This is a genomic window from Burkholderia sp. USMB20 (genome assembly GCF_000949135.2).
In the GTDB taxonomy this organism is placed as follows: domain Bacteria; phylum Pseudomonadota; class Gammaproteobacteria; order Burkholderiales; family Burkholderiaceae; genus Burkholderia.
In genome coordinates, this window is record NZ_JTAN02000016.1 from 24,901 (window position 1) to 35,641 (window position 10,741).

General features: G+C 67.0%; 14 protein-coding genes. 8 read left to right on the top strand and 6 right to left on the bottom strand.

Annotation, left to right across the window (positions count from 1 at the left end; genetic code table 11):
- The first annotated feature begins 1 nt into the window (after position 1).
- The 4 genes from PL79_RS20165 to PL79_RS20180 all read left to right on the top strand — a co-directional run bounded on the left by PL79_RS20165 (position 2) and on the right by PL79_RS20180 (position 3,552).
- Positions 2-967, top strand: a complete 966-nt coding sequence (locus PL79_RS20165) for an NAD(P)-dependent oxidoreductase (RefSeq protein ID WP_044848268.1) — start codon at positions 2-4, stop codon at positions 965-967.
- A gap of 322 nt (positions 968-1,289) precedes the next feature.
- Positions 1,290-2,333, top strand: coding sequence for a LacI family DNA-binding transcriptional regulator (locus tag PL79_RS20170; protein ID WP_044848247.1), 1,044 nt, complete (start codon positions 1,290-1,292; stop codon positions 2,331-2,333).
- A gap of 54 nt (positions 2,334-2,387) precedes the next feature.
- The gene (locus PL79_RS20175; protein ID WP_044848246.1) at positions 2,388-3,176 is read left to right on the top strand and encodes a YhfC family intramembrane metalloprotease; all 789 of its coding nucleotides are present in this window, start codon (positions 2,388-2,390) and stop codon (positions 3,174-3,176) included.
- Between the two features lie 13 nt (positions 3,177-3,189).
- Positions 3,190-3,552: a DUF3022 domain-containing protein gene (locus PL79_RS20180; RefSeq protein WP_044848245.1), complete on the top strand. Its 363-nt coding sequence runs from the start codon at positions 3,190-3,192 to the stop codon at positions 3,550-3,552.
- A 60-nt stretch (positions 3,553-3,612) separates the two neighbouring features.
- Here the strand turns inward: PL79_RS20180 and PL79_RS20185 are convergent, their stop codons facing one another.
- Positions 3,613-4,044 (bottom strand): PGDYG domain-containing protein, encoded by a 432-nt coding sequence (locus PL79_RS20185; protein WP_044848244.1) that lies wholly within the window; start codon positions 4,042-4,044, stop codon positions 3,613-3,615.
- Positions 4,045-4,175: 131 nt separating this feature from the next.
- Complete coding sequence (locus PL79_RS20190; protein ID WP_044848243.1) at positions 4,176-4,721, bottom strand: Spy/CpxP family protein refolding chaperone; 546 nt, start codon at positions 4,719-4,721, stop codon at positions 4,176-4,178.
- Positions 4,722-5,044: 323 nt separating this feature from the next.
- On the opposite strand from PL79_RS20190, the gene PL79_RS20195 reads away from it, so the two are divergent.
- Together PL79_RS20195 and PL79_RS20200 are read left to right on the top strand one after the other, a co-directional pair.
- A complete protein-coding gene (locus PL79_RS20195; RefSeq protein ID WP_006481526.1) occupies positions 5,045-5,509 on the top strand; it encodes an Lrp/AsnC family transcriptional regulator in 465 nt (154 codons plus the stop codon).
- Positions 5,510-5,960: 451 nt separating this feature from the next.
- Entirely contained in the window at positions 5,961-7,061 is a 1,101-nt protein-coding gene (locus PL79_RS20200; RefSeq protein ID WP_040144221.1) for a saccharopine dehydrogenase family protein, read from the top strand.
- Between the two features lie 9 nt (positions 7,062-7,070).
- Here the strand turns inward: PL79_RS20200 and PL79_RS36185 are convergent, their stop codons facing one another.
- The 3 genes from PL79_RS36185 to cydX are packed head-to-tail and all read right to left on the bottom strand — an operon-like array spanning position 7,071 to position 8,013.
- Positions 7,071-7,217, bottom strand: a complete 147-nt coding sequence (locus PL79_RS36185) for a hypothetical protein (RefSeq protein ID WP_185733846.1) — start codon at positions 7,215-7,217, stop codon at positions 7,071-7,073.
- A gap of 35 nt (positions 7,218-7,252) precedes the next feature.
- Entirely contained in the window at positions 7,253-7,870 is a 618-nt protein-coding gene (locus tag PL79_RS20205; protein ID WP_044848242.1) for an AAA family ATPase, read from the bottom strand.
- Positions 7,867-8,013 carry a cytochrome bd-I oxidase subunit CydX gene (cydX, locus tag PL79_RS20210; RefSeq protein WP_044848241.1) on the bottom strand — a complete coding sequence of 49 codons (147 nt, stop codon included), beginning with the start codon at positions 8,011-8,013 and terminating at the stop codon, positions 7,867-7,869. The genes PL79_RS20205 and cydX overlap by 4 nt, the downstream gene beginning before the upstream one ends.
- 179 nt (positions 8,014-8,192) lie before the next feature.
- On the opposite strand from cydX, the gene corA reads away from it, so the two are divergent.
- Positions 8,193-9,170, top strand: a complete 978-nt coding sequence (corA, locus tag PL79_RS20215) for a magnesium/cobalt transporter CorA (protein ID WP_044848267.1) — start codon at positions 8,193-8,195, stop codon at positions 9,168-9,170.
- An 18-nt stretch (positions 9,171-9,188) separates the two neighbouring features.
- Here the strand turns inward: corA and PL79_RS20220 are convergent, their stop codons facing one another.
- Positions 9,189-9,476 carry a YciI-like protein gene (locus PL79_RS20220; protein WP_044848240.1) on the bottom strand — a complete coding sequence of 96 codons (288 nt, stop codon included), beginning with the start codon at positions 9,474-9,476 and terminating at the stop codon, positions 9,189-9,191.
- A 453-nt stretch (positions 9,477-9,929) separates the two neighbouring features.
- Between PL79_RS20220 and PL79_RS20225 the strand changes: the two genes are divergently transcribed.
- Positions 9,930-10,418 carry an aminoacyl-tRNA deacylase gene (locus PL79_RS20225; protein ID WP_044848239.1) on the top strand — a complete coding sequence of 163 codons (489 nt, stop codon included), beginning with the start codon at positions 9,930-9,932 and terminating at the stop codon, positions 10,416-10,418.
- Positions 10,419-10,741 lie beyond the last annotated feature (323 nt).

The following is a 10,741-nucleotide window of genomic DNA, read 5'->3' on the forward strand; positions in this document are numbered from 1 at the left end:
GATGAAGCCTCGTATCGTCGCGTACAAGCCGCTGCCCGATGACGTGCTCGCGTACCTGCGCGAGCATGCGGAGCTCGTGCAGGCCGACGGCGCCGACGCGCTCGCCGACGCCCTCGGCGACGCGGACGGCGCGATCGGCGCGAGCCTGAAGGTCACGCCGCAGATGCTCGATCGCGCGCCGCGGCTGAAGGCCTGGTCGACGATCTCGGTCGGCTACGACAACTTCGACGTCGCGGATCTCACGCGGCGCGGGATCGTGCTCGCGCATACGCCCGACGTGCTGACCGAATCGACCGCCGATACCGTGTTCTCGTTGATCCTCGCGTCCGCGCGGCGGGTGGTCGAACTGGCGGAGTGGGTGAAGGCCGGCCACTGGCAGCGCAGCATCGGCCCCGATCTGTACGGCACCGACGTGCAGGGCAAGACGCTCGGCATCGTCGGGCTCGGGCGGATCGGCGGCGCGGTCGCGCGCCGCGCGGCGCTCGGCTTCCGGATGCAGGTGCTGTACACGAACCGCGCCGCGCACGCCGAAGCCGAGACGCAGTACGGCGCGCGCCGCGTGACGCTCGACGAGCTGCTCGCGCAGTCGGACTTCGTGTGCCTGCAGGTGCCGCTGTCGCCGCAAACGCATCACCTGATCGGCGCGGCCGAATTCGCGAAGATGAAGCGCGGCGCGATCCTGATCAACGCGTCGCGCGGGCCGGTGGTCGACGAGGCCGCGCTGATCGACGCGCTGCGGGCCGGCACGATCCGCGGCGCGGGGCTCGACGTGTTCGAGAAGGAGCCGCTGGCGGCGGACTCGCCGCTGCTGCGGATGAGCAACGTCGTCGCGCTGCCGCATATCGGCTCGGCGACGCACGAGACGCGCCATGCGATGGCGCGCTGCGCCGCGGAAAACCTGGTCGGCGCGCTGGCCGGCACGCTGCGCACGAATCTCGTCAATCCGGACGCGCTCGCGCGCGTCTGAGCGGCGGCGGCCGGCCGGCGGGCCGCCGCCGCAGTTAGAGTCGATGGTCTTGGTGCGGGAGGGCAGGCTGCGTTATGATCGCCCGCTCGTCGCGCATCGACGACCCGGCCACGCGGCCGGCGGCGTCCGGCGACGGACATCCGTGCCAGCCCGGTGCGGCCGATCGCCGTGCGTGTCGGGCGAGCGGAGCGGGCGCGAACGCGCCGGCTTCGCTTGACCGCGAAGCAGGGGAGCGGCGGCGTGCGCCGGGGGGCGTTCGTATCCAACAACAAAGGTCCGTCCGCACACGAAGCGGCGCGGATCGTACGTCGCGAGGCACGACTTGAGCGATTCGCAACCTTCCACGCAGCGTCCGGCGACGATCAGCGACGTCGCACGCGAAGCAGGCACGGGCAAGACCAGCGTTTCGCGCTATCTGAACGGCGAGACGCACGTGCTGTCCGCCGATCTGCGCCAGCGGATCGAGACGGCGATCGCGCGCCTGAACTACCGGCCGAACCAGATGGCGCGCGGGTTGAAGCGCGGCCGCAACCGGCTGCTCGGCATGCTCGCGGCCGACCTGACCAATCCCTATACCGTCGAAGTGCTGCTGGGCGTCGAGGCCGCGTGCCACGCGCTCGGCTACATGCCGCTCATCTGCCACGCGGCGAATGAAGTCGAGATGGAGCGGCGCTTCCTGCAGCTGCTCACGACCTACCGGGTCGAAGGGCTGATCGTCAATGCGCTCGGCGCCGAGGAAGACGTGCTGCGCCCGCTGCGCGGCGGCGGCATCCCGGCCGTGCTCGTCGACCGGACGGTCGAGGGCTTCGAGGCGGACCTGATCGGGCTCGACAACACCGATGCGATCGAGACGGCGCTCGCGCACCTGATCGCGCGCGGCTTCGATGCGATTCATTTCGTCGTGCAGCCGTTCGAGCGCGTCAGCTCGCGGCGCCTGCGCGAGGCCGCGTTCCGCGCGGCGCTCGACGCGCGCGGGCTGCCGGTGCCGCCGACGGTCGTCCTCGACCTGAACGAGCCGGCCGCGGCCGCCGTGGCGCTCGCCGACCTCGACGCGCGCGTCGACGCGGCCACGCAGCGCGGCGTGCGGGCGGCGCTGTTCGCCGCGAACGCGCCGGTCGCGCTCGCGATCGCGCGCCACCTGCGCGCCCGCTTCGGCGCCGCATGGCAGGAAAAGGCCGCGCTGCTGTCGATCGACGATCCGGAGTGGGCCGAGCTGATCGGCATCACGACGATCCGTCAGCCGACCTACGAGATCGGCTACAAGGCCGTCGAATTCGTGCACGAGCGCATCGACGGCGCGGTCGGCGACGTGCGCGTCGCGATGCTGCCGGGCGAGCTGATTGCGCGCGCGTCGACCGCAAGCTGAGTATCATGCGGGGCACGCGGCGCGTCAGGTGCGCTGCCCCGAACAAGGAAATTCATGACTGTCGCTCCCGTCACGCTGGCGGTGCTGATCGCCGCCACGCTGATCATCGCGCTACTGCCGTTCGTTCTCTTCCGTACCCTGCGCAAGCCGCTTGCGCTCGACCGCCGCGACACGATCGTCGGCGTCGCCGTCTTCACGCTGTTCGCGATGATCGTCGAACGCGCATTCCATGGCCTCGTGCTGAGCCAGACGCCCGCCGGCGGCTGGCTCACGCAGCCGCTCGCATTCGTCGCGTACAGCGCGCTCGCGACCGCCGTGTTCGAGGAAGTCGGCCGTTATCTCGGGATCCGGTTCCTGAACCGCCGCTACGGCGCGTTGGCCGGCGACGGGCGCGGCATCGGCTACGGGATCGGCCATGCCGGCGCCGAAGCCTGGTTCGTCGGCGTGCTCGTCTGGGGCCAGTGGTCGTATCTCGCGTGGCTCGCGAGCCGCGGGCAGCTCGAGACGCAGCTCGCGGACCTGCCGGGCGATACCGTCGTGCGGCTGCACGTGATGCTGGCGACGCTGTCGGCACAGTCGATCCTGCTGTTGCTGATCGAGCGCTGCGCGGCGTTCGCGGTGCAGCTCGCGCTGTCGGTGCTGGTCTGGCGCGGCGTGCGTGCCGGCTGCGCGGGCGTATTGCCGCTCGCGATCGTGCTGCATGCGCTGGCGGCCGCACCGGCGTTGCTGTACCAGGTGCGCGTGCTGCCGGCCGGATCGCTCGAGGCCGTGTATTTCGTGCTGGCCGCGATCCTGGTCGCCGTGCTGGTGAAGACGTGCCGGTCGCCGCGCGCGGCGGCCTGACGGGAGAGGCGGAATGGACGACTATCTGATCGAATGCGCAAGCGCCGAATTCGACGCGCTCGCGCGCGTGATCTGCGATCTCTTTCCGGAGCAGACGCGTTTTGCCGAAAGCAGCGACGAACGCGGGCGCTTCCTGTCCGTGCAGTGGCTCGCGATGCGTTTCGGTTCGACGCCGAAACGGATGACGCTCGATATCCGCATCGTGCCGGCCGCGCTGGCGCGCTATCTGGCGCTCAGGCCGATGCAGCGCGCCCGCAGCCACGCGGTGCTGCATGCGTACACGGAAGCGATGCTGGGCTCGCTCGAGGAGCGGCACGCGGCGGGTGAAGCCGTCGAGCGCACCGCGGAACTCGAACTCGACGAAGACTTTGCGTGAGCGGCGACGCCGGCGCGCGCCGGCACGATGCCGGCGCGGCGCGTGTCACGCGACGCGCGCTTACGCGTCGCGATAAACCTGCGCGAAGCGCTGCGCCTGCACGACGCCATAGTCGCCGGGTGCATATTGCATGACCCAGTCGCCGGCCATGCCGCGCAGCGTGTCGCCGTTTTCCGAGCGGGCGATCGTGAACGGCTCGTCCATGCGGCGGGCGAGCACGACGGCCGGCCGGTTCCGGTAGGCGCCCGGCGCGCCGTGCGCGAGCGCCGGATCGGCGGGCAGGTACTTCGCGTCGAAGCGCGCGCGCGACACGACCCAACGGTCGCCGGTCGAGCCGGTGATCAGCGCGTCGCCCGCGACATAGCGGTTCGGGCCTTCGAGGCTCATCAGTTCGCCGTCGTCATCCGCGAATGCGACCGTGACGGTTTCATCCTTCACGACGCGACGGGCCTGCGGGTCGGTACGCAGATCGAGGTGCTTGAGTTCGAGCATGGCAGGGGGGAAGTGCGGGAAAAGCCGGGAGCTTATCCCGAATCCGGCGCGCCGTGTGACGCGCCGGATTCCCGCGGGATGCGCGGCACCGTTCGGCCCGCACGGGCAGTGCGGCGCCGACGGGGCGGACGTCAGGGTTGCGCGGGCGCGCTGGCGGCCGGCGCGGCTGCTGCCTTGCCTTCCTTGCTCGCGGCCTTGCCCTTGCCGCGGTGTTCGCCGCCGTGGTGCAGCCAGCTGCGGAACGTCGTGTCGGCGAGCGCCTTCTGGTCGGCCGGGAAGCGCTCGTAAAGCGGCGCGAATGCGTCGGCGAGCTTTTTCGCGCCGTCCGCGTTCGCCTGTGCGAGTTCCGCGTACTGCTTCATGTCGTCGACCGCGGACACGTCATGGCTTTCCATCCGGGCGCGATAGAGGCGGCCCATCGTGTCGCCGTTCTCGCGCATCGTGTCGGCGAATGTCTTCCATTGCGGTTCCTGCGCCGACGTGATCTTCAACTGGTCGTGCAGGTACTTGATGCGCTGCTCGATGCGCGCTTCGTGGCGTGCGGCACGCTGTTCGGCGCTAGGGGCAGACGCGGCCGTTGCCGCTGCCGGTGCGGGCGTTTGCGGTTGCGGCGGGGTTTGCGCGAATGCGCTGGCCGCAACGGCGAGCGTAGCGAGGGTGAGCGAGATTTTCTTCATGGTTGGCTCTCCGGGGTGGTGTCGTGCGAGCGGGCGCGGCGGGCAGTGCCGCGAGCGCGCATCTCGCGTCGCACCTTATTAGTAGCACGTTGCGTGCAGTGCAGCAGCGAAAGCGACACTTGCTTACATCCGATACGAATCGAAATTGAAAGGGACTTGGCGAAGGCCGGCGATCGATGGTGTTCGATCGGCGCGTCGGGCGCCGCGCGCGAACGAGGCGGGGCGATGCGAACGCGTGAGATCCCGTTTGGGCGCACCGGCGTTCGGCGCTATCATCGCGTCACGTTCCATTTCGCCGGCGCGTTGCACGCCGGCCCAGCCTCATGCGTCCTCCTCGCCTCGACCAACTCGACGACCTCGACCGGCAACTCGTCGCGCTGCTGCAAGCGGATGCGCGCGCAAGCGTCGCCGATCTCGCGCGACAGCTCGACGTTGCCCGCACGACGGTCGTCGCGCGCATCGCGCGGCTCGAGCGTACCAACGTGATCGCCGGTTACAGCGTGCGGCTCGGTCAGGACGTGCTCGACGCGAGCATTTACGCATACGTCGGCATCATTCTCACGCCGAAGTTCGGCAAGGACGTGCTGCGCAAGCTCGACCGGATGCCCGAGGTGCAGCTGTTGTGCGCGGTGAGTGGCGAATACGACTATGTCGCGTGGTTGCGTGCCGATTCGCCGGAACGGCTCAACGACCTGCTCGACCAGATCGGCACGCTCGAAGGCGTCGAACGCACGACGACGTCGATCATTCTGTCGCGCAAGATCGATCGCGGCACGATCGGCGGATGACGCATCGCATGCGGTGTCGCGTGTGACGCCGCGGCGCGATTCGATTCGTCGCGCAGGCTTTTCCTCCTTTCCCTTCCCCTTGATGCCTTGATGCCCGCCGCCCGCGCACGCCGCGGGGCGTTGCCTCGTGCGTCCGCACGCGAGCGTCGTTGTGTCGAATGCGTGCCCGGGCGCGCGCAACGATTCATTTGCCTGCCATGTCCCGCCTTGCGTGTGCCTTCCTGTCCGGCCACACGCGTCCACACGCGTCGATCGCGGCCCGTCTGACGCACACCGTATACGCGTTTTTTAGATGATTTGGTCGTTGTGACGAAATGCGTAGTCATTTCGTCGAAAGTATCGGTCGTTTCGCATCATTCTTCGTCTTGGAACTGATTTTGCACGTCCCTAAACTGTGTTCATGGCTCGACGCCGTACACCAACACCAAACCCATCATCAGGAGATAAGCGCATGAAAATCGCCATCGTCGGCGCAGGTCTGATCGGCCACACCATTGCTCACATGCTGCGTGAAACGGGCGACTACGAAGTCGTCGCGTTCGACCGCGATGCTGATGCGCTCGCCAAGCTGTCGCGTGAAGGCATCGCGACGCAACGTGTCGATTCGGCCGACGCCAATGCGATCCGTGAAGCCGTAAAGGGCTTCGATGCGCTCGTCAACGCGCTGCCGTACTACCTGGCGGTCAACGTCGCCGCGGCGGCCAAGGCGGCAGGCGTCCATTACTTCGACCTGACCGAAGACGTGCGCGCGACCCACGCGATCCGCGAACTGGCCGACGGTTCGGACCGCGCGTTCATGCCGCAGTGCGGCCTCGCACCGGGCTTCATCGGCATCGCCGCGCACGAGCTCGTGAACGGCTTCAGCGAAGTGCGCGACGTGAAGATGCGCGTCGGCGCGCTGCCCGAGTATCCGACCAACGCGCTGAAGTACAACCTGACGTGGAGCGTCGACGGCCTGATCAACGAATACTGCCAGCCGTGTGAAGCGATCCGCGACGGCCGCAAGCAGTGGGTGCAGCCGCTCGAAGGCCTCGAACATTTCTCGCTCGACGGCACCGAATACGAAGCGTTCAACACGTCGGGCGGCCTGGGCACGCTGTGCGAAACGCTGTCGGGCAAGGTCGAGACGCTCGACTACAAGTCGGTGCGCTATCCGGGCCACCGCGAACTCGTGCAGTTCCTGCTCGAAGACCTGCGCCTGTCGAGCGACCGCGACACGCTGAAGTCGATCATGCGCCGCGCGGTGCCGTCGACGAAGCAGGACGTCGTGCTCGTGTTCGTCACGGTGACGGGCGTGAAGGACGGCCAGCTCGTGCAGGACGTGTTCACCCGCAAGATCTTCGCGAAGGACGTGTGTGGGATGCACATGAGCGCCATCCAGATCACGACGGCCGGCGCGATGTGCGCGGTGCTGGATCTGTTCCGCGAAAAGAAGCTGCCGCAAAGCGGTTTCATCCCGCAGGAAAAGGTGTCGCTGAAGGCGTTCCTCGCGAACCGCTTCGGCAAGCTGTACGAAGGCGGCACGATGGAGCGCGTGCACGAAGTCGCCTGACGATCGGTCTCAGGCACGAGGGCCGTGCGACGCCGGGAGCGCAACAGCGCTTCCGGCGTTTTTTTTGACGAGCGCGTCGAAGCCCTTCACGGCTTCACGGATCGCATTGGCGTCGGCCGAATCGACACGTTGCGTCGCGATGCCTTCACGCGACATGGTGAAGCGACGAGGAGCAGGGCGGTGCGCGCCGCTCAGGCGGGCAGCGGCGGGACGATCGTTGCCGCCGGCGGGGGCGGCACGATGCGGTACAGCAGCGCATCGATGTCCGCGTCGGACGGTGCGGTGTTGTCGAACATCACGATGCCGTCGCATTCGTGGCCGGTCGGCACGAAGCGGCGTTGCCGGTATTCGTCCCAGTGCGCGAGCTTGTACGCGTCGTTCGGATTGCCGCGCGCGACGATCCGCTGGTGCGCGACGTCTTCCGAGGTGTGGACCCACACGACCGTCAGCGCGACGTCCGGCCCGATGCCGAGCCACGTGCGGTCGAGGATGCGCCGGTCACGCACTTCGCGCGACAGCGGGCCGACCACGAGCGCGCCGATGCCGAGCGCGAGGTTCTCGCGGGCCGTGTCGAGCAGGCCCTGGTATTCGGGATCGCGCAGATGCTTCAGGTAGAGCGGGCTGTCGCGGTCGTTCGGATCGGAGGTGAGGGCGCCCATCGCGGCCGAGCTGTAGCGGCCGTAGAGCGTGTCCTTGTCGAGCAGGCAGAAGGCTTCGCCGGTCGCGCGCATCAGCGGCCCGATCAGCCGCTTCGCGAGCGTGGTCTTGCCGGTGCCGGCATGACCGCAGAAGAACACCAGGTGCGTCACGAATACCGGCTCCCCGAATCCGTGCGCGGTGCGGCGGTGCGCTTGCCGTCGCGCGAGAACACTTCCGCTTCAAGCCACATCGCGTTGATGATGCCGAAGCCGAGCGCCACGCCGATGCCGAGTATCCACGAGAAATACCACATGGGTCTGTCTCCTTGAAGGTTGGGCGGCACGGCCGTGCCGTGCACTTGTCGAAGCGATGCCGTGCGCGAGCCGCGGCGCACGCAATCCGATCATGACCAATATCGGCGTGCCGCGCAAGCCGGGCCGCCCGCGCGGCAACCCGGTAAACTGGTGCGATAACGGCAACATGACGGACATCATGCTCATCAACTGTGCTGCATACCAGGACGGCCGCAAGCTGGCCGATATCGATATCGACGCCATCAGCGAATACGTGTCGAAACCCGAGTGTTTCGTATGGGTCGCGCTGAAGGATCCGACGCCGGACGAGATCGACCTGATGGGCGAGGAATTCGGGCTGCACGAGCTCGCGCTCGAGGATGCCCGCAAGGGGCATCAGCGGCCGAAGATCGAGGAGTACGGCGATTCGCTGTTCGCGGTGCTGCACACGGTCGAGCTCGACCACGACGGAGAATTCAATGTCGGCGAGCTGAACGTGTTCGTCGGCCCGAACTACGTGCTGTCGATCCGCAACCATACCGAACAGGACTTCCGCGCGGTGCGCAAGCGCTGCGAGCGCGAGCCGCATCTGCTGCAGGAAGGGTCGGCATTCGTGTTCTATGCGTTGATGGATCAGGTCGTCGACCGCTATTTCCCGATCCTCGAGACGCTCGGCAACGAGCTCGAGGAGCTCGAGGACCGCATCTTCACCAAGGCCACGCCCGCGTCGTCGCGCGCGATCATCGAGGATCTCTATTCGCTGAAACGCCGGCTCGTGATGCTGCACCAGCACACGGCGCCGCTGATCGAGCCGCTCGCGAAGCTCACCGGCGGACGCATTCCGCAGGTCTGCAGCGGGATGGAGCATTACTTCCGCGACGTGTACGACCACCTGCAGCGGATCGTGAAGACGATCGAAGGGCGGCGCGAGATGGTCGTGACCGCGATCCAGGTCAATCTCGGGATGATCTCGCTTGCGGAGAACGAGGTGACCAAGCGGCTCGGCTCGTTCGCTGCGCTGTTCGCGATACCGACGATGATCGCCGGCATCTACGGGATGAACTTCGCGAACATGCCCGAACTGCACCTCAAGTACGGCTTCTACGGCTGCATCGGCGTGATGGTCGTAGCCGATCTCGCGTTGTGGTGGCGCTTCAAGCGGGCCGGGTGGCTGTAGCCGTGGCCCCGTGCACCGTCAGCGCGGGGCGTGCTTGCCGACCACGACGCGCCACGGACGCACGCACCAGGACTTGACGAGGCCGTTCTGCACGTAGGGATCGGCGCGCGCGAACGATTCGGCGGCTTCCGGCGAATCGCCTTCGAACACGAGCACGGCCTGGTCGGCCGGATCCTGCAATGCGCCTGCGAGCACGAGTTCGCCGCGTTCGGTTGCCGCCCGCGCGAGTGCGAGGTGCTCGGCGCGGTACTGTTCGCGCCGGGACAGGTAATCGTCGACGAGTTCGTAGATCAGCTGGTAATGCATGGTCGCTCCCGGAATCGGCCGCCGCGGGATGGCGGGTGTTGGCTCAGTATAGGGCGAGGTTCGGTCTTTGTCGGCGCGGTTCGCGGCGGCCTCGTGGGTGCGTGGCCGGCCGATCCCCGGCGGCCGATGACGACGGTTTTCAGGTCTCGACGTTCTTCCTTAAAATGCAACTAACGGTCTGGCGCAGATCCGCCGTCACATGTGGTGGGGTCCTCGTACGGGAACCGTTACCGCCCGTTGCGTCTCGTTGTGTCTTCAGGAAAGGCGGGGCAGGCAGACATGTTCCATGCGGATTCCGGGCCCGGATTGCGCGCGCCGGAAAAAGGGGGCCGAAGCCGGGGCGAGCGTCGGTGCGGGCGTCGTGCGAGGGCGTTTCCATTGGCCGCAATGCGACCTATGCTGAACAAACCCGGAGCGAACTTCGTTCGTCCGATTCGTCCAGAGAGGTGTGCCATGCCTGTATCAGCCACCCTGCAGGATTGCCTGCGCCAGAAGTCATCGCGGTACGAAGTCGTGTACCACCCGTATAGCCATACCAGCATGGAGACGGCCGCCGCCGCGCATATCCCCGGCGATCGCCTCGCGAAAACCGTGCTGCTCGAGGACGACGAAGGCTACGTCGCCGCCGTGCTGCCGACGTCGCACGCGGTGCGGCTGTCGGACCTCTGGGTCAAGACCGGCCGCCATCTCGTGCTCGCCAGGGAAATCGAACTGCGCGAACTCTTCAAGGATTGCGACCTGGGCGCGTTGCCGCCGGTGTGCATGGCGTACGGGATGAAGACGTTCCTCGAGGAACATCTCGCGCAGCAGCCGGAAGTGTATTTCGAGGCCGGCGACCACGAAGCGCTGATCCACATGATGCAGGATGAATTCCTGTCGCTGATGGAGACGGCCGAGCGCGCGCATTTCTCGCACAAGATGCAGGGGATGTGGTTGTCCTGATCGTCCTGTTGCGGGCGGTTTGCGGTGGTTGGAGACGGCGTCTGGCGGGCGGCCGTCGGGGGCATTGCGTGCCGCAGGTTTTTGCTGAGGCGGGGTTCACGCTGCAAGAACTGTGGCTGCGCGTGACTGGTGAGGAAGGATTCGGGCGGTGTCTGGCAGGGATTTCAGGGGTGTTTTCGGGTAAATTTATGATTTGACATAATCTCAATTATCGATATGACTGGTTGTAGTGGCTAAGTTGTAATGTCCGCTTCTAGCCAAGTTCAAATGTCCGCTTTTCGACCCATCGTAAGCTGATCGGCCGCTGGGAATCCAGCGCCGGA